Origin of the sequence: Vibrio sp. CCB-PB317, assembly GCF_022808245.1 — a bacterium.
Taxonomy (GTDB): Bacteria; Pseudomonadota; Gammaproteobacteria; order Enterobacterales; family Vibrionaceae; genus Vibrio; species Vibrio diabolicus.
Genome location: NZ_JALGNU010000003.1, coordinates 820,740 through 843,300 on the forward strand (window position 1 = coordinate 820,740; position 22,561 = coordinate 843,300).

18 protein-coding genes are annotated in these 22,561 nt (G+C 45.8%); 11 read left to right on the plus strand and 7 right to left on the minus strand.

What is annotated here, in order from left to right:
* Positions 1–195: 195 nt before the first annotated feature.
* Genes MTR11_RS21015 through MTR11_RS21035 form a run of 5 tightly spaced genes read left to right on the plus strand, consistent with a single transcriptional unit; the run spans position 196 to position 5,811 of the window.
* A complete protein-coding gene (locus MTR11_RS21015; RefSeq protein ID WP_005376722.1) occupies positions 196–1,329 on the plus strand; it encodes an efflux RND transporter periplasmic adaptor subunit in 1,134 nt (377 codons plus the stop codon).
* The gene (locus MTR11_RS21020) at positions 1,322–2,593 is read left to right on the plus strand and encodes a TolC family protein (RefSeq protein WP_243328326.1); all 1,272 of its coding nucleotides are present in this window, start codon (positions 1,322–1,324) and stop codon (positions 2,591–2,593) included. The genes MTR11_RS21015 and MTR11_RS21020 overlap by 8 nt, the downstream gene beginning before the upstream one ends.
* A complete protein-coding gene (locus tag MTR11_RS21025) occupies positions 2,590–3,804 on the plus strand; it encodes an ABC transporter permease (protein WP_243328327.1) in 1,215 nt (404 codons plus the stop codon). The genes MTR11_RS21020 and MTR11_RS21025 overlap by 4 nt, the downstream gene beginning before the upstream one ends.
* Positions 3,805–3,806: 2 nt before the next feature.
* Positions 3,807–5,090, plus strand: coding sequence for an ABC transporter permease (locus MTR11_RS21030; RefSeq protein ID WP_167415335.1), 1,284 nt, complete (start codon positions 3,807–3,809; stop codon positions 5,088–5,090).
* Positions 5,091–5,112: 22 nt separating this feature from the next.
* Positions 5,113–5,811: an ABC transporter ATP-binding protein gene (locus MTR11_RS21035; protein ID WP_005392815.1), complete on the plus strand. Its 699-nt coding sequence runs from the start codon at positions 5,113–5,115 to the stop codon at positions 5,809–5,811.
* A gap of 78 nt (positions 5,812–5,889) precedes the next feature.
* Here MTR11_RS21035 and MTR11_RS21040 read toward each other — a convergent pair whose 3' ends face one another.
* Complete coding sequence (locus MTR11_RS21040) at positions 5,890–6,573, minus strand: topoisomerase I (protein WP_243328328.1); 684 nt, start codon at positions 6,571–6,573, stop codon at positions 5,890–5,892.
* A gap of 75 nt (positions 6,574–6,648) precedes the next feature.
* Entirely contained in the window at positions 6,649–7,566 is a 918-nt protein-coding gene (locus tag MTR11_RS21045; protein WP_053809756.1) for a leukocidin family pore-forming toxin, read from the minus strand.
* A 1,117-nt stretch (positions 7,567–8,683) separates the two neighbouring features.
* Here MTR11_RS21045 and MTR11_RS21050 point away from each other — a divergent pair.
* A complete protein-coding gene (locus MTR11_RS21050) occupies positions 8,684–9,658 on the plus strand; it encodes a DUF1852 domain-containing protein (RefSeq protein WP_145532932.1) in 975 nt (324 codons plus the stop codon).
* Positions 9,659–9,688: 30 nt separating this feature from the next.
* On the plus strand, positions 9,689–10,717 hold the full coding sequence (locus MTR11_RS21055; RefSeq protein WP_031780992.1) for a methionine synthase: 1,029 nt from the start codon (positions 9,689–9,691) through the stop codon (positions 10,715–10,717).
* An 844-nt stretch (positions 10,718–11,561) separates the two neighbouring features.
* Here the strand turns inward: MTR11_RS21055 and MTR11_RS21060 are convergent.
* The gene (locus MTR11_RS21060; protein WP_243328329.1) at positions 11,562–12,581 is read right to left on the minus strand and encodes a DUF2955 domain-containing protein; all 1,020 of its coding nucleotides are present in this window, start codon (positions 12,579–12,581) and stop codon (positions 11,562–11,564) included.
* Positions 12,582–12,590: 9 nt separating this feature from the next.
* A complete protein-coding gene (locus MTR11_RS21065) occupies positions 12,591–13,655 on the minus strand; it encodes an HlyD family secretion protein (RefSeq protein ID WP_005376744.1) in 1,065 nt (354 codons plus the stop codon).
* Positions 13,656–13,754: 99 nt separating this feature from the next.
* Here MTR11_RS21065 and MTR11_RS21070 point away from each other — a divergent pair, with 99 nt between their 5' ends.
* Positions 13,755–14,615 (plus strand): LysR family transcriptional regulator, encoded by an 861-nt coding sequence (locus MTR11_RS21070; RefSeq protein ID WP_031415768.1) that lies wholly within the window; start codon positions 13,755–13,757, stop codon positions 14,613–14,615.
* A gap of 150 nt (positions 14,616–14,765) precedes the next feature.
* A complete protein-coding gene (locus MTR11_RS21075) occupies positions 14,766–15,308 on the plus strand; it encodes a hydrolase (protein ID WP_005457944.1) in 543 nt (180 codons plus the stop codon).
* Between the two features lie 39 nt (positions 15,309–15,347).
* Here MTR11_RS21075 and MTR11_RS21080 read toward each other — a convergent pair whose 3' ends face one another.
* Positions 15,348–16,244, minus strand: coding sequence for a 1-aminocyclopropane-1-carboxylate deaminase/D-cysteine desulfhydrase (locus MTR11_RS21080; protein WP_243328431.1), 897 nt, complete (start codon positions 16,242–16,244; stop codon positions 15,348–15,350).
* A gap of 280 nt (positions 16,245–16,524) precedes the next feature.
* On the opposite strand from MTR11_RS21080, the gene MTR11_RS21085 reads away from it, so the two are divergent.
* On the plus strand, positions 16,525–17,763 hold the full coding sequence (locus tag MTR11_RS21085) for a leucine-rich repeat-containing protein kinase family protein (protein ID WP_243328330.1): 1,239 nt from the start codon (positions 16,525–16,527) through the stop codon (positions 17,761–17,763).
* Between the two features lie 95 nt (positions 17,764–17,858).
* On the opposite strand, the gene MTR11_RS21090 is transcribed toward MTR11_RS21085, so the two are convergent.
* Together MTR11_RS21090 and MTR11_RS21095 are read right to left on the minus strand one after the other, a co-directional pair.
* Complete coding sequence (locus MTR11_RS21090; RefSeq protein ID WP_243328331.1) at positions 17,859–19,148, minus strand: sensor histidine kinase; 1,290 nt, start codon at positions 19,146–19,148, stop codon at positions 17,859–17,861.
* Positions 19,145–19,822, minus strand: coding sequence for a response regulator transcription factor (locus tag MTR11_RS21095; RefSeq protein WP_048625732.1), 678 nt, complete (start codon positions 19,820–19,822; stop codon positions 19,145–19,147). The genes MTR11_RS21090 and MTR11_RS21095 overlap by 4 nt, the downstream gene beginning before the upstream one ends.
* 578 nt (positions 19,823–20,400) lie before the next feature.
* Between MTR11_RS21095 and MTR11_RS21100 the strand changes: the two genes are divergently transcribed.
* On the plus strand, positions 20,401–22,497 hold the full coding sequence (locus MTR11_RS21100) for a methyl-accepting chemotaxis protein (protein WP_243328332.1): 2,097 nt from the start codon (positions 20,401–20,403) through the stop codon (positions 22,495–22,497).
* Positions 22,498–22,561 lie beyond the last annotated feature (64 nt).

A 22,561-nucleotide genomic window follows, 5' to 3' on the forward strand; every position in this document is an offset into this window, starting at 1 on the left:
GCATGTTAGTCGCCATCGTAGACAGCGTCTTTGCTGAATGATTCGTCGAGATTTTTTAGTCTTTGATTGTCAGAGGCGACTGACAAAACCATACCAACTGTGACAACCAAACCGCTATTAAAGCAGGATATTATTCCTTCAACTTTGTGTTTTAGGAGTAGTCATTAGACTACCCAATAATTGTTGGAATAAATAATGACGAAACGTTGGCTTGTCTCCGCTGTGAGCATCGCGCTGCTCGGCGGTGGTACGTATTTCTATCTCCAATCTGCTGCTCAACCAGAATTGCTGCCTACATTGATTGTGGAAAAAGGCACGATTGAAAAACAAGCGGTGGCTGTTGGTAAAATTGTCCCTGCACACTCCGTGTCTATCAAGTCACAAATTGACGGTATCGTCGGTGAAATTTACGCGAAAGTTGGTGAAAAGGTGAAGCAAGGCCAGCCGCTGATCAAAGTGCGTCCAAACCCAACCCCCCAAGCATTAACGGATGCATCGGCAGAACTCATGCGTAGTGAAGCCGATCTGGAATCCGCCAAACAAAAACTGTCCAACTTAGAAAGCTTGGTCAAGCAGGACATTATTCCAAGTAACTACGACGAATACGTAAGTGCGCGCTCGGCAGTCAAATCTGCGCAAGCGGACGTATTGCAAAAGCGCCAGAATCTCGAACTCATCCGCAGTGGTGAGGCGTCTATCGGTGATGCGCGTTTAACGTCGACGATCTACGCGCCAATTGATGGCACGGTACTCAACCAGAAAGTTGAGGTCGGAGAGCCGATCATCTCGACTCAATCAAGCCAAGCCGCGACTGAAATGATGTCATTGGCCGACATGAACAGTCTGATTTTTAAAGGTAGCGTCAGTGAGCATGATGCTGCGCAGTTGTCTCCGGGAATGCCCGTTATGTTGACGGTGGCGCCTTATCCTGATGTGGCGATTTCTGGTGTGCTAACCAAAGTGGCGATTCAATCTGAGAACCTCAACTCACCAGAGGGCAATGCTTCTGCAAAAAGTTTTGATAACGGTTTTGAGGTTGAAGTGGGAGAACTCAAGATCCCACAAGATGTGTTGCTTCGTTCTGGTTTTTCATCGACGGCTCAAATCATTCTGAAGAAGTCTGAAAACGTGCTCACTCTACCGGAGCGCGCTCTGCAATTTGATGGTGACGCACCGAATGTTCTGATCCCCGACAGCTCAGAACAAGGGTTTCATAAACAACCTGTGAAACTCGGTCTGTCAGATGGCATCAATGTCGAAGTGCTTGACGGCGTGGAGCTTGATGAAGAGGTTATCGACAACAGCATGATGGGAGCGGCGCATGGTTAAGCTGCAACGATCAACAATCGCCTTTGCATTGTTGGCTGCCACGCTCAGTTTGCCGACCTACGCAATTTCTATTGAACAAGCTTGGCAACAAGCAAAGCAGAGCGATCCAAATTACGAAAAAGCGAAAATCGGCGTCCAGCTTGGCGAGGTTGGCGTACAGAGTAACCGCAGTGCGTTATTGCCGGGCTTAAGTGCCAGTGCGTCAGCGGATTGGAATGAGTCCTCAAGCCATTCCAACAGTTACGGCGCTACCTTAACTCAAACTATTTGGGATAGCAGTTTGTGGTCGGAACTGGATCAAGCGAATGCCAATTATCTCAAAGTACAGTTAGAGTTATCTCAAGCGCATAACGAGCTTGCGCAAAAGTTGCTCACCGCTTACCTAGATGTGGCAAGCGCACAGGGCGACCTCAAATTGGCGCAGTCCAAGCTGGAGGAGGGGAAAGAACTTCTCAACATCATCGAGAAACGCTATCGAGCAGGCAAAGTGAAGTCGGTTGATGTTGAAGAGATGCGAGCGAATCAAGTCTCTGAGCAAGCAAGTATCCTCAATGCAAAAGCCGATCTCGAAGTGAAAAAAGCAGAGCTTGCGGCGTTAATCAATCAAATGCCGGAGAGTGTCGACCAAATTCGAACGGATTCTTTGATTCAGCCGCCGATGCTGGTGGACTCTCAGGAGCAATGGCTAAAACTGGCGAAAGACAGCAGTCCAGAGCTGTTGGTGGCGGCGCAGATGGTGAAAGCGAGCGAGTTCGCGAAAGATTCAGCTAAAGGTGGATACTACCCGACCGTCAAAGGCAGTGTGGGCTACAGCGATGGTGACAATCGTTCAAACGGCGAGTTTAACGCTGGGATTAGTTTGAGTTTGCCGATTGACCTCAATGGTGCAGTGCGAGCGAAAGTGGACGAAGCATCGTTGAACATTTTAAGCGCCAAGCAAGATATGCGTAGAGTGGAAATTGATATTCAGAAACGAGTTATTCAGCAGTTTACGCAGGTCGATATCAATTGGAATCAAGTTTTAATAGCGAACGAGCTGGTTGAGTCGCGCGCCAGAGTGTTGCAAAGCAAAGAGAAACTTTACGACGCTGGTCTGCTTGAAGTGTCGGAAGTTATCAGTGCACACAACAGCTTGTTTGAGGCGAAAAACAGTCTGCAAACCAACTTGTACAGCTATTGGCGTAAGAGAATCGGCTTACTGCAAACCGCAGGAAAACTCGATGACGATACCATGGCGTTGATCTCTCGGGCTTTTCATTCATGAGCAGCCTGTTGCAACAAACTTGGCAAACGTTGATGGCGCACCGCATGAAGAGTGTGCTAGCCATTATCGCGATTGCTTGGGGCGTGATCTCTGTGGTGGTGTTAATCGCACTTGGCGAAGGCTTTTATCGCCATCAGACCCAGTCGTTTTCATTTATGATCAACAATGTGCAAGTGGTGTTTCCGTCGAGTACCAGTAAACCGTGGCAAGGGTTACCTTCAAGACGACAAATTGATATTCCACAAGAAAAAGTCGACATGATCAAACAGTCGGGCTTCGTGCAACAGGCGTCGAGCGTTTACGCCAAATGGGATGCGAATATCACCAATCTCAAAGGACAGAACTTATCGAGTACGGTCAGCGGTATTGATACGTCTTACTTTCCTTTAATGCAACGCAAGCTGAAATCCGGTTCGAGAAACCTGTCACCAAGTGATATGGACAACCACACTCGCGTGGCGGTGTTAGGCGATCAAATTGCGCAAATGGGCGGAATCCAAATCGGGGATAGGCTCAAAGTCAACGGCATTCCGTTTTTGGTGATTGGGATAACCGTCGGTGAGGACACTGGCATTTCATTCGGCGATAGCCGCACTGTTTTCATTCCTCAAACAACGTACCGCGATTTGTGGGATGCGAAACCTTGGATGGTATTGATGAAGCCGAGAGACGGGATGGATGCACCGTCGTTTCGACAAAATATCGTGAACTTTTTCGCCAAACAGCTTCATTTTGACCCAAGTGATAAAGATGCGATCGAATTACCCGATTTTAGTGAAGGTGCGGCGGTCATCAGTGGAATTTTACGTGGCATTCAGATTTTTCTCGGAGCGAGCGGTGCGATGACCATGGCGGTCGGTGCGCTTGGCGTTGCCAACATCATGTTTTTATCTGTCACGGAGCGCACGCGTGAAATCGGTGTGCGTTTGGCGATCGGGGCGACTCAAAAATCCATACTCAGTCAGTTTATTCTTGAAGGGCTTATTTTGGTAGCCGTGGGCACGGCATTAGGTCTGATGTTTTCGTATGCAGTGGTATCTGTCCTAAGCAGCATGGCATTACCGGAATGGATGGGTTTACCTGTGATCACGCCAGATTCCATTGCTTGGTCTTTACTTGTGACGCTTATCTTGGCATTGATGGCATCGTATTTCCCAGCAAGGCGAGCATCACGTCTCACACCAGTCATTGCTTTGAATGCGAGGGCCTAGTCATGTTGTTACCGATGAGACAAATTTTCCAAGAAATGGCCGCAGAAAAGTTGAGATTGGGTTTGACCATTCTGGCTGTAGCGTGGGCGACCCTCTGTATCGCTGCTATGTTGGCGGTAGGTGAGGGCATTCGTCAGGGCGTATTGAAAACCGCACAAAATGGTAACGGCAACTTGATCTATTTGACCGGAGGGATGGCCACCGTCGACCACGGTGCTTTTCACCAAGGCAAGTTTCTGACATTAAAAATGGACGATTCAGAGGTCGTTCGAGCGTTACCCGATGTAAAAAGCGTTGCGCCAACTGCGAAGTGGAAAGAGCGTATCACCGTTGGTGACAGAAGCTCGTGGCAAGAGCCCTTAGCGGTCACGAGCGAGTTTCAATCCATGACCAATCTGGTGCCGATGGCGGGGGGACGATGGTTAAATCCACTCGATCAAAAAGAGACGCGCAAAGTCGTTGTACTGGGTTATGAACTGGCAGCCGACTTATTCAACCCGAATGAGGACTTTAGTTGGTTTGCGACAGTCACATTGCAAGTCAACCCTGTGGGGCAAAAGGTAAAAATCGGCAATGAGGAGTTCACCGTTGTGGGCGTATTGGAGAAAAACAGCGCTCAAATAGAGCTGGGGGATCTTATCAACTATTCCAGCTTTGTGCCGTTAGCGACGTGGAAGCGATTTCATGTCAACGGTGAAATTGGTGGCATCAATGTGCAACCACAAGCCGATGTAGACCGAGAAGCCTTAGCAAAGACGATCAGGCAAGTGATTGCCCGTAAGCACGGGGCAAGTGTCAGCGATGAGCAGATCGTCCAAGTCGATGATATGTTCCTTAAGCAAAAGAGTATGCAGCAGTTTCTGATAGGTTTGCAGAGTTTTCTTGGCATTATCGGCTTCGTGACGTTAGCTGTTGCTGGCGTTGGCATCGCCAATGTGATGTATGCCACCGTAAAGCGATCTACGCGTGATATCGGCGTGCGCATGGCAGTCGGTGCAACTCCAACGGCCATTCGCATGCACTATTTAGTGCAGTCTTTATTGACAATGATGATGGGGGGCGCGCTTGGCTTAGGCGTGACGTACGCGCTGGTGTCTGCCATCAGTTCCATTCCTTTAGAGGGCAATGCCTTTTATGAACAACTGGGTAAACCTGTCCCTGAGTTGTCGTGGGTCGTTGTCGCGATTGTCATCCTCACCTTAGTGATCATTGGTGTGGCATCTGCATGGTTACCTGCAAACCGAGCCGCAAAAGTCAGCCCGTTGGAGGCGCTACAAAGTGAATAACAACAATAACTCTGGAGAGAACATGTCGAACAAGTCGCTTGTTGAGCTGACCAACATCTGTAAATACTACTCAAGCGGGGAGGCGGAAGTTCGCGCGCTAGACGGCGTTGACTTAACCATTAATCAAGGCGAGTTTCTTTCGATTCTTGGCCCGTCCGGTTCAGGCAAATCAACGTTGATGAACATGCTCGGCTGTTTAGATAAGCCCACCGATGGCGAGTACCAACTTGGCGGCCAAAACGTCGCAAGTTTAAGTGCGAATGAGCTGGCTGGCATTCGTAACCAAAAGATCGGATTTGTCTTCCAAAGCTTTAACTTATTGGAATACGCGACGGCGCTTGATAACGTGGCACTGCCGTTGGTTTACTCTGGTATCAAAGCCAAAGAACGTCGCCAGCGCGCAGCTAAATTGCTAGAGCAAGTCGGGCTAGGGGATCGTTTAGACCATAAACCAAACCAGCTTTCTGGTGGTCAAAAGCAGAGAGTTGCGATTGCAAGAGCCTTGGTCAACGATCCGCAAATCATCTTAGCGGATGAACCTACGGGGGCATTGGATTCAAAATCCGGCGCAGAGATTGAAGCCTTGTTCAATCAACTTCACGCTGAAGGCAGAACCTTGATCATCGTGACGCACGATAACGCCCTAGCAGAGCGCACCAAACGCATCATCACCATCAAAGATGGCAAGGTGATTTCGGATAGGGCTCCGGAGGGAAGATAAATGAATTTTTCTTGATTGAGACTGGAGTTACTTTAAGGAAGATAGCCATGGAATAGGAGAAGCTATCTTCCTTTATTTTTATTCGCGATATTCGCCTTGTCTCTCTTTTATCAAGTCATGCTTTTGTTCTTTAAGTAGAGTGATTGCGAGCTTAGTGTCCTCAATCAATTTACTGTTATCGTTGAGATCTTTGCTCTTTAAAGGCAAAACAAGATAATGAATGCTGCCATCTTCATTCTGCACTCCGGTAGCAATGATGACATCACCTTCTGACGCTGTGCCAAAATACTCTGATACGACTTTGGTTTCGCTGACACCGTAGCTATCCAAATAGGATGACTCCGTATTGTCAAACAAGATAGGAACCCCTTGCTTAGCTAATGTTCGCAATTGTTTTTGCTTTTGCTCGTCGAATGGATAGTCGGTCGTACTGATGTAACTTACCTGTTCTGCTTCAATAAAATCGTACAGTTCATTGCTCAGTTCATTTAATGGGGCAGATATCCAAGGTGTAGCTGGAATGACGTCGGAAGTATCATCATTGCCACTTTGTGGTGTTGGAGTGGTAACCACCTTTTGAGCAGCATCGCTCTCAGGAGGCGTTACACTTATTGTAGCAGCGTCTTCTGTCTTGATTTGCTCGTCAAGGCTTGCAACAGGTTCGGTCTGGGCATTCTTGTTATTTGAATTAATCAGAAATATGGCGAGTACTGCACCAAGTGCTAGCGCCGATCCAGTCAAGAGTTTTTTGTTACTTGTCATGTGTCATGTCTTACCGTTTATTTCATTAGTAAATACGGCGGCCACTTATTCATTCCGTGGCCGCAGGCTAATAAGTTAGTGGTAGAGCGCGTCATTCCAAGAGATAGTTACGGCTCGGCTAGTCTCTGTCCATTGACTGCTATCACGATTTTTCTTCCAGGTATTTTCTGGGGTGGTATACCAGCTACACCAGTCACGACCAAAGTAGTAATTGGTTTTTCGCCAACCTGCAACCAGCTTGACTTCTGATGTATCTAGGCCATCTTGAATATCATTTTTTCGATATACAACACCGACTTGCGGTTTAAAGTCAGAGCGCATCACGACAGGTAATTCGCTATAGTCAATTAGGTTGCCCATGTCACAGCTGGTCCAACGGTACAATAACCAGTCTTTAGGTGGAGTATTGTGGCGGATAGTCTGGTTTTCGATAAGCCAATTAATGCTCTCATTGGTCTGATCAAAATCAGCCACCGTCTGAAATTCTGGTTGATCGTAAGTTACGCGGTTGCTCCAGGAGATACCACCGCTAATATTTGGAGAATCAGAAGCACTGAAGCCAAGATTAAAGTCCAAAGACTCACTGACAGATGCAGTTGCAATAGTGTTTTCTGGAGCATGGCTCATATGACGTAAAGGGGCACCATTTAAATAACTCAGTGCCAGTTTAAAGGCTGTTGGGATTGTGTAACGGTAGTCTCCACCGGTGGCAAAACCATAGATCTGCTCTTTATTCGGTACATTAGTCATGTCGAAACCAGAGCCTCCGTTTAGAAGCAACTTGGCTTCCTTAGCTCCATTCGGCAGCAAAGATTGGTTCCAGACATTTTCTAATGAGTAAATTAAGCGGATTTTCTTCGAGCGTGCATCGCTATCATCGAGCTGTAGCAAGGTCGAAGTGTAAGCTTTTAATGTATCTTCAGCATGTGCTGGAGCTAGAGAACCAAGTAATGCGAGCGCGATAATACTCGCGGAAAGATGCTGTTTTTCCATTGTTGTTTCCTATTAGTCAGCCCATAAAGGTTATTATTGGTTTTTAACAATAACTCTATGGGTGTTTTATAATTATGGACTGGTTATTAATTGGTGCTCAATAATTGAGCGGTGAAATATTGCATCTTGTTTTTTAATAAAAAAAGGAAAAGTATAGATTCGTGGGATTAATGTCTCATAGTTTTTAAATTCATTACTCAACTATAATAAATAAGAATTTGGTTATTAAGTTTTACCTTTTTAAGTTATTACTTAATTTTTATCTTCTAATGTTATGTTTAAAATTCCTTATTGATAGAAGTGAGGTTTATAAGTATTAACCATGTTATCGTTGAGGTTTCTGTTATGCCAAACTAAGTAAAGTGTCGTTATGTGGTCATTACGGCTTCCTGAATTTAATTTAAATTAAAACAGTAGGTTATGTTTGTTTTATTATTGGTTATTTCGAGCTTCATGTAATAGTTGGGTGACAAAGCTTGTCAATGAAGTTGTCATATTCGTGTATGAAGTTATATGTGCTTTTACAACAGAAAAATGAAACTTTACGTTTGAGATGGTAAATATAGGAAAAGAAAGAAATAAGATAATTAAATAATAATTTTTCCGAAAATATTAAATGTAAGGTACTTCTGATTAAACGAATGCTTGAATAAATGATTGAATGTGAAAAGTACTATTTAAGCTACGCTGTCCTATATTCCAGTTAGCATCTTGTTTATATAATGCGTTTTCCAAGTTTAAAACTAGTTCACATACAGCTAATCCCTCGCGAGTCATCAGTTTCTTAATTACACATATTGGCACTATGCTCGCCAAGTTACGTGTATTGGTGTCAATGAATAACAGTATCTACGATAGTTCCCTCAGGGTCGGAACTCCCACTATGAATTTCTTTCATGTTCAATGTGAAACAATACCAATATTATTCAACTCGTGAAGCAAGTATAAAAAACGGACTGCTCTGGTGTTAGGCACTGCGACCACCGTTTTTAGTACGAACTGTTCGTCGTGAACGCTGCGCAACCTAACGATTGGGAAAACCAAAAAACAAAAATATCCCCATGCACAGAGTTAGGAAAAGTCTGCTTTATCTAAGGAAATAGGATACCAACTCACGATGAATAACGATTTCACATTTGCTATCAAAAGCATTCGCTTTGATGAGAATTACCAACCATCAGACAACACGCGAATCACTACCAACTTTGCTAATCTGGCTCGTGGAAACTACCGCCGAGAGAATCTGCGCAATGCACTCCGAATGATCGACAATCGTTTTAATGCGTTGGCACATTGGGATAATGCGCAAGGTGACCGCTACTCAGTAGAGCTTGAAATCATCTCTGTTGATATGGATATCCAAGGCAGTGGCGAAGCCTTCCCTTCGATTGAAGTGCTCAAAACTAATATTGTTGACCACAACACTAACGAGCGCATCGAAGGTATTGTGGGTAACAACTTCTCTTCATACGTTCGTGATTACGACTTTAGCGTTTTGCTGTTGGACCACAACAAAAACCAGCCACAGTTCAGCATCCCAGCGAACTTTGGTGATTTGCATGGCCAACTGTTCAAAGCTTTCGTTAATTCTGAGTCTTACAAACAGCATTTCAAAAAGCTGCCTGTGATTTGTCTGAGCGTATCGGACAACAAAGTATACCGACGTACCGAAAACCAACATCCTGTTTTGGGCTTTGAATATCAGCCGAACGAATCTTCGTTGACGGAGCAGTACTTCAAGAAGATGGGCTTACAGGTGCGCTACTTTATGCCGCCAAACAGTGTTGCTCCGTTGGCATTCTACTTCTTCGGTGACTTGTTGAACGACTATTCAAACCTAGAGCTTATCAGTACGATTAGCACGATGGAGACATTCCAGAAGATTTACCGGCCAGAGATTTACAATGCCAACGCGGTTGCCGGTAATTGCTACCAGCCAAACCTAAAAAACCTAGACCACTCGCTAACTCAAATTGTTTACGACCGAGAAGAGCGCAGCCAACTGGCGATTGAACAAGGGAAATTTGCCGAGGAGCATTTCATCAAACCTTATCAATCTGTGCTTGAACAATGGTCTGCAAACTACGCGTAATCGACCACGAGAATCTAGAAAGGAATGACGATGAAAACACTATTACCGACTTCAACGGCTGGCAGCTTACCGAAACCTTCTTGGCTGGCCGAACCAGAAAAACTTTGGTCACCGTGGAAACTGCAAGGTGAAGAACTGATCGATGGCAAACGCGATGCGCTACGTGTCGCTTTGCAAGAACAAGAACTGGCAGGCGTTGATATCGTCAGTGATGGCGAGCAAACTCGCCAACATTTTGTGACGACCTTTATTGAGCATTTAAGCGGCGTAGATTTTGAAAACCGTAAAACGGTGACCATTCGCAACCGTTATGAAGCAAGTGTTCCTACGGTGGTTGGCCCAGTAAGCCGCACAAAGCCCGTGTTTGTTGAAGATGCCAAGTTCTTACGTCAGCAAACTAAGCAGCCTATCAAGTGGGCGCTGCCGGGCCCTATGACGATGATCGACACACTTTATGATGATCATTACGGTAGCCGTGAAAAGCTGGCTTGGGAATTTGCAAAGATCCTCAACCAAGAAGCGAAAGAGCTTGAAGCGGCAGGTGTCGATATCATTCAGTTTGATGAGCCTGCGTTCAATGTGTTTTTCGATGATGTGAACGAGTGGGGCATTGCATGTTTAGAGCGTGCGATTGAAGGGCTGAAATGTGAAACGGCGGTGCATATCTGCTATGGCTACGGCATCAAAGCGAACACAGATTGGAAGCAAACGCTAGGCACTGAATGGCGACAATACGAAGAAGTATTCCCTAAACTGCAGCAGTCGAATATCGATATTATCTCGCTCGAATGTCATAACTCACGAGTGCCTATTGAGTTACTTGAGTTGATTCGCGGTAAGAAAGTGATGGTTGGTGCGATTGATGTTGCAACCAACGAAATTGAAACGCCAGAAGAAGTGGCGAACACACTGCGAGAGGCATTGAAATACGTTGATGCCGACAAGCTTTACCCATGTACCAACTGTGGTATGGCGCCTTTGTCTCGTGAAGTATCAACCGCTAAGCTCAATGCGCTAAGTGCGGGAGCGGAGATCATTCGTAAAGAGTTGGTGGGTTGATATTAAGACTTGGGCTCGACACCATAAACTAAAGTTAGGTTCATTCCAGCGAGTTTAAACGAGACTAGGAATCTGATTGCAGCTCGCTGGGAAATGGCGAGGCTTTCGCACTTCAAAGCACTCGGTGGGTAGATCCTGAATCACGCTCGTTCCTCGCTGTTCAGGATGACGGTTGTTGAGATATACGTTACTCATGTACACAACTATTTGGTTTGTATCCAAAGTTGGGTCATTCCAGCGAGTCTAAACGAGACTAGGAATCTACTAACAACTCACTGGAAAATGGCGATAACCTTAGAACTTCACAGCACTCGGTGGGTAGCTCCTGAATCACCTCGTCCCTCGTTGTTCAGGATGACGGATGTTGGGAGATACGTTACTCACATACCCAATTATTTGGTTTGTATCCAAGATTGGGTCATTCCAGCGAGTCTAAGCGAGACTAGGAATCTGCTAACAACTCACTGGAAAATGGCTATAACCTTAGAACTTCACAGCACTCGGTGGGTAGATCCTGAATCACCTCGTCCCTCGTTGTTCAGTATGACGGTTGTTAAGAGATACGTTACTCACGTACCCAACTATTTGGCTTGTATTCAAAGTTGGGTCATTCCAGCGAGTCTAGACGAGACTAGGAATCTGCTAACAACTCGCTGGGAGATGGCGATAAGCTAGGAACTTCAAAGCTCTCGGTGGGTAGATCCTGAATCACGCTCGTTCCTCGATGTTTAGGATGACCGTTTTAAATAAAAATGCCGCTCGCAGTAACCCGCAGTAAAGTGAGCGGCATAGTTTGTTTTCCGTTTTCCGTTTTCCGTTTTCCGTTTTCAGCCTCGGCCAAGGCTTAATTCAACTCCACGTTCCTCATCTCAGGATGCTTTAGCAACATCACACGAATCCAGTGATGCACCACCCACATCACCATCGCGGTGAGCAAAACCGCGACGAAAATCGAGCTAAAACGGTACAAGATCGAAAAGAACGCGTCTTTTTGTTCTGGCACCAATGAGGTCGTCAGCGGAACCGATAGGGCAGACATGGCAGAAAACGCGATAGCCGCTTTAATTTGCCCCTTGGTGAGCCACAAGCAGAATGGCCCCATGGCAATGGTAAAGGCGAGCCAAAAGAGTAGCCCATGCCCATACCAACTGCCCAATATCAGCTGAACAGCCATCCCTGCGATGCAGCCTAGTGCGGTGCCGATGATGCGAATTTTTGCCATGGCGAGCGAGCCCGCTAAAGTCATTGGGGTTAGGATGATCAAAATGGAAGCTTGTGCGGATAGCGAGTCATATAAGTCTGCTACTTGGAATACGATAAATGCCGCCATCGCCACTACCCAACCCATGGCAACTTGGCTGATGTAGTCAATATCGCTTTTCACTGGGGTCGACATCTCAATGTGCTCGGCGGAGGATTTTGGCTCAGGGAACAACCAATACGCGAATGCGCAAACAAAAATATTGCTGAACGCCATCACCCACATGTTGACGTTGAACTCTTCAATATCCATGAAGTTATAGCTGGCAAAGTTCAACACAATTGATCCCACCAACAACCCCATGTAACCAAACAAATAGGTTTTCTGGTTCATCATTGCAATGCACTTAAACAGCATCATGATTCCAACGGCTACGGTCATTAATGTTGGATGAAACTGCAAGTATTCCAGTAAAAATGTGGCTTGTATGGTTGTCCACACCGCAGAGAAAAACACGATCAATAAAGCCGCTAGGTTAAAGTGGTCCATTCTGCCCAAAATAAACAGCGGCATCATGATGGCAAAAAATCCGTAAGACCAACCGAAGATCATGCTTAGCGCGAGCCCTAAAGAGCAGCCGAACCAAATTCGTAAGATTTTCATTGTCGCCGCCTAGTAAATGAAGTGGAACCAGCTTGCGAGGTGAATCTGTGCTTGCGCCATCAACTGCCAGAAAATGCTGTTGTCTGGGTACAAAACAATGGTAGCGCGAGAGCCGACAAACAGTGCTGGTGGTAACTCTTCGCTGCTGGTTAGGTTCACTCGTGTACGCTGTGCATCACGTACCCAGCGGTTGTTCACTTCCACTTTGGTTAGTGCGCCATTAGGCGTTTGTTGTGCGGCTGCTACACCGTAATCGCGGCTAGCTAAATCAAAGTCGTACACCGAACCTGGGTTGGCATCAAATGTGACCAAGGCGTGGAAAGTCTTGTCTACGTTCGCGACGGACTTTTCACGAAAATCAGCGGCTACCCAGAGTGATCCTGTTGGTACAAATGTCAGCAATGGCATGTTGGTGTTTGCCATCGTGCCAACTTCTAGTTGCAGGTTGGTCACGACACCATCACTGGGAGCGAGTACCGCGGTATTTGCCAAATCAAGTTGCGCCTTTTCGATGCCGTTTTTGGCAATTCGAACGGCGGTGCTTTGACCTTTTTGATCGCCTAATTGCGCCTCAATGACTTTTAAGTTTTGTCGTTCCGCTTTAAGCGCTGCACGTGATACCTGATTTTGGGCAAAGGCATTATCGAGTGTCGATTGAGAGATGACTTTCTGCTTCGATAACGTCAGTAAGCGGTTGTATTCGCGGTGTGCATTATCAAATGTCGCTTGTGCGCGGGCAATATTGGCAAGAGCGGCTTCGCGTTGAGAATACAGCGTTGCTTCTTTTTCATAAGCGGATTGCAGAGACAGCTCCGCCTGTTCAAGTGCTATCTTGTATTTACGATCATCAATCGTAAACAACACATCGCCTTTTTGAACGGACTGGTTATTCTCGATGAGAACGTCGGTCACTTTACCAGATACCTCGGGCGCGACTTGGACAACGTATCCTTGCACTCTTCCTTCGGTCGTTAAGGGGGCGTGGCGGTCAGCAATGATAATGTACAAAAATAGTACGATGAACAGGACAATCAAAGTTCGCATCCAGTGTTTGAATTTTTGGTCAGCCGTCATTACAAGTTCCGTTAAACATATTGGATAGCGGATTATAGAGAAGTCACTCACAATTCAGTAGAATGATAATACGAACATAAATGACCTAAAAATAGGACAATGAACGTTAGTTTTGATGATATTTACCTATTCACTCAGACGGTGGTTCACGGCGGTATAAGTGCAGCGGCAGAGGCGAATCAACTACAACGCTCAAAAGTGAGTCGTCGCCTGCAAGAATTAGAGAAATCGCTCGGGGTACAGCTTTTGATCCGCACAACACGCAGCATTGAGTTGACGGAGCACGGGAAACGCTTGTTTGAGTTGGTGGGGCAGCCTATTGACCATATTCAGCAAGGTTTAAATGCCATGCACGAATATCAACAAGAGCTGACGGGCAAGGTGCGTTTAGCCATTCCTTCCGCATTGATGAGCTCTGCCGCGTTTAACGCGATCATCACCGAGTACACAACGCGGTATCCGGATATTTCGGTCGAGATTGAAAACCATCAAGAGAGTGTCGATCTCAAGCGTCAATCGTTTGATTTGCAGCTTCTTCCGAGCGTGGTCAAAGTCACCGATGACAGCTATGTGCAGTTCAGTCTTTTGCCTTATCGTAGTCACTTTGTTGCGTCAAAAGCCTATCTAGAATCGCATCCGCCAGTAAAAACGGTGGGAGATCTTAAGCAGCATCGCCTTTTAACTAATCGTTACAATGCCGATTTGCTCGATTCAGATTTGCATGTGGCGTTGCGCTCGGACGACCTCAACTTGCTGCGCTCGATGGCGATAGCAGGAAACGGCATCGCGTTTATTCCTCAAATTCATTCCAAGCCTGCACTGAGAGACGGTTTGTTGGTCGAGGTGCTGCCTCAATTCGCGCATCCGAAGCAGCATCTTACTCTGATTTATCCCTCGGCCTTATTTCTGCCCAATAAAGTCAAAGCCTTGATTGAACTAATTCGAGAGAAATTTAAATAGTCAGTTCAAACCACCCTTAACTAAGGGCAAATGTGTGAGCGAAGATCGTCTTTCTAGGTTTTATTGCTCTAACATGAAAGGGTTCTGATACATTAACTGTTACTCAACTTATTGAGTATGGTTTGTGGTCGCACAAGATAGGAGATGGAAATGTTGTCGAAAGGAAACACGGGCCTGATTGTGGTGGATGTTCAGGGCAAACTCGCTACATTAATGCATGAAAGCGACGCACTGATTGAAAATATCACGAAACTGGTAAAGGGTGCCAAAGCACTAGATTTGCCTATTCTGTGGCTAGAACAGAATCCAGAAAGGTTGGGCCCAACCGCGGAGCCGATTCGTGAAGTGCTTGAAAGCACGCATTTACCTATTACCAAGTACACGTTTGATGGTTGCAAAGAGGCGACGTTTAAGGTCGCGGTGGAGAATGCGAAAGTTGATACCTGGTTGGTTTGCGGTATTGAATCCCACATTTGCGTCTATCAAACCGCGGTTTCTCTGCGCCAGTCCGGTTATCGCGTTGAATTAGTCACGGATTGTGTATCTTCCCGAACCGCTGCCAATAAGGCGCTCGCTCTTGCGAAGTTAACCGCTAACGGTGTGGTGCTCACTGGGCTAGAAATGTGTTTGTATGAAATGGTCGAAGATTGCCGAGCACCTGAATTCAAAGAAATTCTGGCGCTCATCAAATAGTGGAATCACTGTAATCAGCAACAACTTTATTTGAACACGCTATTCAAATTCTCGTTGATATCTTGGCAACATCGACTCGTTGCCAAGTAACCCGCCTTGGTGAATGTAAATCACCGTTTTATCTGTGTTCTCTTCCAACCAAGGGGTGAGGCATTGCCACATATACGGGTCGTATAACAGGTCAAATTCGAGGTCGGTTTGCTCAAAGAGTGCTTTCCATGTGAAGTAATCTTCTTCGTACAAGCGACCAAAATGGTGTTTGTTGCGCACGGTTAAAATGGTTGGGTGGCTGTTTTCACCGAGCTGGTTGAACTGTTCAGTTAAGTAATCTGCATCGCCTACGCAAGGGCAAGTTAGCACTTCTATGCCGTGTGGGCTTAAATGTTTATGAAGATATAAAGCCGTCGTGCCAGTACCTGATGGCAGGGCGACCGTAAACTGCTCTTTACCTCTCAATCGCGTCCAATCAAGAATTTCTCGTGCTAACTGTTTGATGCCAGCTTCAGCGAGGTGGGAACGTCCACCCTCGGGAATAAGCAATGTCGACTCATCTAATCTTCGTACCTGGTGGATGTATTCACTAGGGTGGAGTTCGCTACCGATGTCTTGCATGGCGGTGATTTTCATACCCAAATCGAGAGCGCCGCGATAGTTTCCGATGGGGGAGCTTTTTAGCCAAGATGGAATGTGATGAACATAAAACTCAAATGCCCAACCTTTAATCTGGGCGAGAGCCGCTAGCGAGTACATGGCATTAGATTGAGCGGAGCCAAAGCTTATTAACGTGGTGATGTCGGGATTTTGCTCTTCCATTAACGTCATAAACTTACGTGCTTTGTTCCCAGAAAAGTGGGAGTGGAGCATGTCGTCACGTTTAAGGAAAAATTTGTGCCCATTAAAGCTATGTTGGGTGATAGGACTTTCTAAGAGTTTCATGTCGATGCTGACGGAATAAACCGTGTCACCTTTGCCATTTAAAAAGGGCGCGTAGTGTAACGCCATTAAACCCAGATAAAAAGTCTGTGTTTCAGTACAACCATTTCGGTTATTCCTGATGTTTTGACTCGCACTCACCGGTGCTGTAATACCATTTCAATGGTTTCACTTCTATCCTTTGGTTGTTTTGATTCCATGGTATTCCATCCCATGACTCGCCTTTCTACCTCAAGCCACGTACACTACGTCGCTTATTTCCATTCAATCAGAAGGCTTGGTTTTGCAGACTCTAGAACAATTAAAAACAGGACAATTAGTAGGACTTAAACAACTGAAGTTGGCGGAAGGGCTAACTGAGTTCCCTATGGAAATTTTAGAGCTTGCAGACTCGCTTGAAGTGTTAGATTTATCCGGCAACGTACTGTCAGATTTGCCACAAGAACTGGAACAGCTGACCAAACTAAAAATCATTTTTGCTTCCAATAATCAGTTCACCCATTTACCAGAGGTATTGGGCAAGCTGCCAAACCTTGAGATGGTTGGGTTTAAAACCAACAAGATCAAAGTGGTGAGTGAAGCCTCACTACCAAGTCAGTTACGTTGGCTGATCCTGACTGACAATGAGATTGAAACGCTACCAAACAGTCTGGGTGAAAGACCGCGCTTAAGAAAGCTTGCGCTGGCGGGGAATCGCATCAAACGACTGCCATGTAGCATGGAAAACTTAGTTAATTTGGAACTGATTCGTCTCTCGGCGAACCAGCTAGAGCACTTTCCGGATGTGTTGATGAAGCTACCTAAATTGGCATGGTTTGCTTTTGCAGGTAATCCATTCTGCAAACACCCATCTTCTCTAGACAGTGTGCCGAAAGTGACCACAAACAGTTACTCGCTTAACCATGTTCTCGGCCAAGGGGCAAGTGGCGTGATTTCTCACGCTAACTGGACTGACGCTCAATACAACTTCCCGAGTGAAGTTGCGGTAAAAGTGTTCAAGGGCGAGGTCACCAGTGATGGTTACCCTCATGATGAACTTGAAGCGTGTTTGCAAGCTGGGTATCACAACAACTTAGTGAAATCCATCGCGCAAGTGAATGACGGTAAAGAGCTTGCGTTGGTGATGGAGCTGATTCCAAACAGTTACTACAACTTAGGTTTGCCGCCAACGTTGGAAACCTGCACCCGAGATACGTTCCCACAAGGGTTTACGCTGACAGTCGAGCAAATGAATTCTATTGTTGAGCAGATGGTGGACGTATTTAATCACCTACACGACAACAAGGTGTGTCATGGTGATTTGTATGCGCACAATACGTTGGTGAACGAGCAAGGGGAGATGATCTTCGGTGACTTTGGCGCGGCGAGCATTTACGGCTATTTATCGGACGAGCAGCAAGCTGCAATCAGAGCCATTGAATCCAGAGCGTTGAAGTACTTTATCGAAGATGTGTTTTCTGTGTGCGAAGCGTCGGAATCGGCATCGCAAGCATTCGAACGACTAGTTGCGCTTGCGGCATAAGATTTCATTCAATCGAATAAGAAAGAGGTATCGAACCGCCCGTTTTGATACTGAGCAAATGAGATACCTCTTGATTGAATCTAGTGCTGAGGAAGTTACTCTGAGCAAGCCTCATGATGCTCTGACGAAAGGTCAATCACTGCCTCACATCCACCCTCAGAATGTGTATCAATAGTGAATTGCCAGCCATAGCGTCGGCATAAGTCGTCCACAATCATGAGCCCCAAACCATGGCCTTCGGCATCTGGCACGGAAGAGAAGCCTTCGCCTTCATCTCTCACCGACAGTGTGGTATCGGTCATGGTGATATGAATCGTTCCCGCTGACGTGGCTGCAATGCCGTTGCGAATTAAGTTACTCAACGTAATGTTAAGAACTGCAGTGGTCGCTTTGGTTTGCGGATGCCCCAATATTTGTACATTAAATTCCAGCGATTTTTCATCGGCTTGCGCTTGGCTAAGAGCCACGATGTTGTGGAGCTCTTGCTCTGAGATGGTTCGAACGGGGCTGTCGTCGGTGTTGCGTTCATATCGAACCAAACCTAACAAAGCATCAACCATGGTCGACATCTGCAAAGTGGCATCTTGAATACGGCCAATCTGACGTTCTTGAAATGACGTACTTGGGCTTCTGGCTAGCAAGCAGCTTGAGCCTTTCATCACTGTGAGCGGTGTTCTCAGTTCATGGCTGGCATATCGTGCAAAAGCTTGTTCACGTTTAATCACTTGATTGATTTGATGTCGATATTCATTAAGCTGATTTGCGAGCGTTTGGAATTCATTTGCAGAGCCTTTAGGGACAACAAATTTTTGTGTAGTGTCACCTTGATGGCGGTCCAGTTGTGTTTTTAGGGCACTGACAGGTTCAATGAGACGCAGAGAAAGTCTCGATAATAGGCTGCCAAAAATCAAAAGTAACCCGATGACAACCGCCAGCACCATAACGAGAACAAACATGAACTCGTTAGATGTAATTTCTATCTCATCAATCAGAGAGATCAGAATAATAGGATGTTCCTCTCCATCTTGCGTGTAGGTGCTCATGTAAATCATGCGAGTGTCTGGTTCGTCAGCAACTTCAGCGAGAAAGTACTTTTTATCTTGAATGAAGGGTTGATAGAGCTCAGGGACGAGATTGATGTCGTTGTATGCCGTTGTCAGTAAATCGAGTTTGATGATTCCGCTATCAGGATGGTTTCGAAAGTGCTCAATCGCCTCTTTTTTATCGATCATAATGCGTCGTTCACCGACGCGATCTTCCGACCATAATAGCGCTCCGCTAACCAATGCGAAGCATAGCAAGCCAATCACAACCGACACTAGAAGGAAGAAGAGTTCAAGGCGTCCGGTTAAGCTTTGTGTATTGTTAAATAAGCGGCGAATCATGCCCCGGGCTCCAATCGGAAGCCGACTTTTGGAATGGTTTTCAAAACGTGCTCTTTGAATGGTTTGTCGAGCTGCCCACGCAATTGATAAATATGGCTACGCAACACATCGTTATTTGGCTCATCTTCTTGCCATAATCGGAAAGCAATCTCCTCACGTGTGACCACTTCTGGCGCGTTTTTCACCAGCATTTCTAGAATCGTGTACGTGGTTGGATTCAACGCCAACAGCTTATCTTGACGGTAGGCTTGATGCGTTTTTTGATCGATAGACACTTCGCCATACTGGAGTTTGGTTGATGCAACCGTACCGCGGTAGCGTTTAATCAATGCAGTCATGCGTGCTTCAAGAATATCGAGATCAAACGGTTTGGTGAGGTAGTCGTCGGCGCCGTGTTGGAAGCCTTTGAGCATGTCGTCTCGGCTATCAAGTGCTGTCAGCATCAACACCGGAGTGTTATTACCTGCATCGCGTAGCTTGTTGCACAGTGTTAGGCCATCCATGCGCGGCAGCATGAGGTCGAGCAAAATGATGTCAAACGCATTATCCATCGCCAGTTTTAAGCCTAGCTCACCGTTGTCGGCATAATCCAGCTGCATGCCAGCACACTCAAAATAATCAAACAACATTCCCGCTATTTCACGATTATCTTCTACCAAAAGTACACGCTTCATTTATTCTTATCCAATCTCGATAAATTCGAATGTTGATCTTAACGAACATTATTCACTATAGGTGTGAAAAAGTTGTCGACGATGATTTTCTCACCTTTGTGTCGGTTTTCAATGTCTAGCTTGAATACCGTCTTATTATCCAAGTAAATCTACGATCTTTTGTTCATATCTATCAATTTCTCTTGATGTATAAATGGGGTAGATTATTTGATTCTGTTAACTCTATATAAAACATGAAGATACTAAATTATTTATGTGACCTTGAGCACATTGTTAGTAATTACTGATTTTTACTGACTCACTCATAGAAAAAGTTCTTACTTCTCTTAAGTCCCTTTTTTAATTATGGTTATTGCTTTTAAATACAAACGCTTAGATTCTCCTTTTTGAGATAATTCAATTAAATCAATGGCTTCATGTATAAGCGAAAATCTGCATTATTTTATTTTTATTAATAAAACTACATTTTCTGTTCTTGCTCTGTTCATAAATGAAAGCCTTCCATTAACTTTACTTGTTTAAAATCCATGATCCTTCCAATGCTTAATGCCAGATAAAAATCAATTTGTGAGGCGATCATGTTTAACAGTATACGCACTCGAATTGCTGTCAGTGCGGGTGGGGCAATGGCCTTCACTCTATTGATTGCAATGGGTATGACAACCAATGCGTTCACGCAAGTGAATGAACAAATCACTACAAAAGTAAAATCTCAACTGACCGAAGCCACCACGACCGACCTGAGCAATACGGCGATTCAGCAAGGGCTGAATATTTCCAACCAGTTAGAGCCAGTGTTGGCGAACTTAAAGCAAGCGCGTTCAATTATCGAATTAAGCGCAGAGACGGCCGCAACGCCAGACATTATTGTTAAACAGTTTATTGCGTCGCTAGAAGCTCAGAACAAAGCTGTGTTTGCTGGTTACATGGTATGGGAAAAGCCATCGTGGGTTGAGCCAACGATTCAAGACAAAAGCCTTGGCTTTAATAGCGAAGGCTACTTAGCGCCATTCTTTTCGCCAAATTCGCACAACAGTTTTGATGTCGTGGCGATGGATAGCTTTAGCAATACTGAATTAAACAACAACGGTGAGCGTAAAGACGATTGGCACTTGATGCCTTACGAAACGGGCAAAACGTTCGTGATGGAACCGTACATGTATCCGGTTCGCGGCAAACAAGAACTGATCACGACCATCAGCCAACCAATCAAGTTACGTGGCGAGATCATCGGCTCTCTCGGTTTTGATTTGTCATTGAACGAGTTACAAAGCCAAAGTGAAGATTACGCGAGCGACTTGTTTGATGGACAAGGCCGAATTCTGATTTCTTCGTGGAAAGGCATCACACTGGCGAACAGCAGCCAAGCGGATCAAGTGGGCAAGAAAGTTTCTCATGAGTTGGCGTCTCAATGGGCTCGTATTCAATCCATTGCGAAACAAAAAGGCGCAGGCCTTGTGACGTTTGGCGGGGATGAGTATGCGATTACTGCAATTGACACCAGCGATGCGCCTTGGATCGTTATGGTGTCGGTTCCCAGTAGCTTCCTTAAAAAGAACGTGGATGACTACGAGCGATGGAGTGAAGAACAAAGTGCAGAAGCTCTTGAAAAGGGAGTGTGGGCAGGGATTATTGCGGCTCTGATTGGTATTGTTGCGATGACGATGATCGCGACCTCGTTGGGCAAAGTGTTAACTAACTTAGTGGAGCGTTTTAAAGACGCAGCACAAGGCGAGGGCGACCTAACTTACCGCATTGAGGTGAAAGGTAAGGACGAAACCGCCCAACTGGCGCACTGGTTTAATACCTTCCTCGCTCGCATTCAGGAAATGCTTTTAACTGTAATGGCGACGGCAGACCAAGTTGATAGAAACGCAAGTGAAGGCCAAGCTCGCGCGGCGGCTTCGAGAGATCAACTGAACGTTCAAGTGAACGAAGTCAACTCGCTAGCAACGGCGATTAATGAGATGAGCGCAACCGCACAAGAAGTGGCAAATTCTGCGGTACAAGCAGCAGCGGCGGCAAGCCAAGTTCAAAGCAATAGCGCGAATGGCATGTCGCGTATGGATAATGCTACAAGCGCAGTGGATAACCTCGCTTCGCAAGTGAATGATGCACAGCACCAGACGCAGAATTTGGTGGCTTCAAGCACGGCGATTCAGGGGATTCTGAGTGAGATTGGTGGCATTGCCGATCAAACCAACTTGTTGGCTCTGAACGCTGCGATTGAAGCTGCGCGTGCTGGTGAAGCGGGTCGTGGTTTTGCTGTGGTAGCCGATGAAGTCCGCAACCTTGCAACGCGCACACAAGGCTCGACAGAAGAAATTCGTGCAATGTTGGCTCGTTTGGAGCAAGAAACGCAATCAATCGTTGTGTTGATGGAGCAAAGCCAGAAGCAAGCGGTGGATACCAAAGAAGAAACACAAGCAGCGCAATTGGCGTTGGCCGAAATCAACCAAGCTATTGAAGTGATTAATGATATGAACAATCAAATCGCTTCAGCGGCAGAAGAGCAAAGTTCTGTATCAGAAGAGATCAACCGTAATGTGGTTGTGATTAATGATACGGCGATGGAAGTGATGGATACTATGTCATCTTCGGTAGCGATCAGTAATGAACTGACAGTAAAAGCCAGCGATCTTCACAGTGAGTTGAGTAAGTTCAAGTTGTCTTAATCAAGCGAGTGAGAGAGTTTAACCCGACTTAAAACGTTTACTGATCACAAAACAAAAGGGCTCC

Coding starts and splice junctions, on each gene's coding strand:
- MTR11_RS21015 (WP_005376722.1), top strand. CDS start 196: ATGACGAAACGTTGGCTTGTCTCCGCTGTGAGCATCGCGCTGCTCGGC.
- MTR11_RS21020 (WP_243328326.1), top strand. CDS start 1,322: ATGGTTAAGCTGCAACGATCAACAATCGCCTTTGCATTGTTGGCTGCC.
- MTR11_RS21025 (WP_243328327.1), top strand. CDS start 2,590: ATGAGCAGCCTGTTGCAACAAACTTGGCAAACGTTGATGGCGCACCGC.
- MTR11_RS21030 (WP_167415335.1), top strand. CDS start 3,807: ATGTTGTTACCGATGAGACAAATTTTCCAAGAAATGGCCGCAGAAAAG.
- MTR11_RS21035 (WP_005392815.1), top strand. CDS start 5,113: ATGTCGAACAAGTCGCTTGTTGAGCTGACCAACATCTGTAAATACTAC.
- MTR11_RS21040 (WP_243328328.1), bottom strand. CDS start 6,573: ATGACAAGTAACAAAAAACTCTTGACTGGATCGGCGCTAGCACTTGGT.
- MTR11_RS21045 (WP_053809756.1), bottom strand. CDS start 7,566: ATGGAAAAACAGCATCTTTCCGCGAGTATTATCGCGCTCGCATTACTT.
- MTR11_RS21050 (WP_145532932.1), top strand. CDS start 8,684: ATGAATAACGATTTCACATTTGCTATCAAAAGCATTCGCTTTGATGAG.
- MTR11_RS21055 (WP_031780992.1), top strand. CDS start 9,689: ATGAAAACACTATTACCGACTTCAACGGCTGGCAGCTTACCGAAACCT.
- MTR11_RS21060 (WP_243328329.1), bottom strand. CDS start 12,581: ATGAAAATCTTACGAATTTGGTTCGGCTGCTCTTTAGGGCTCGCGCTA.
- MTR11_RS21065 (WP_005376744.1), bottom strand. CDS start 13,655: ATGACGGCTGACCAAAAATTCAAACACTGGATGCGAACTTTGATTGTC.
- MTR11_RS21070 (WP_031415768.1), top strand. CDS start 13,755: ATGAACGTTAGTTTTGATGATATTTACCTATTCACTCAGACGGTGGTT.
- MTR11_RS21075 (WP_005457944.1), top strand. CDS start 14,766: ATGTTGTCGAAAGGAAACACGGGCCTGATTGTGGTGGATGTTCAGGGC.
- MTR11_RS21080 (WP_243328431.1), bottom strand. CDS start 16,244: ATGAAACTCTTAGAAAGTCCTATCACCCAACATAGCTTTAATGGGCAC.
- MTR11_RS21090 (WP_243328331.1), bottom strand. CDS start 19,148: ATGATTCGCCGCTTATTTAACAATACACAAAGCTTAACCGGACGCCTT.
- MTR11_RS21095 (WP_048625732.1), bottom strand. CDS start 19,822: ATGAAGCGTGTACTTTTGGTAGAAGATAATCGTGAAATAGCGGGAATG.
- MTR11_RS21100 (WP_243328332.1), top strand. CDS start 20,401: ATGTTTAACAGTATACGCACTCGAATTGCTGTCAGTGCGGGTGGGGCA.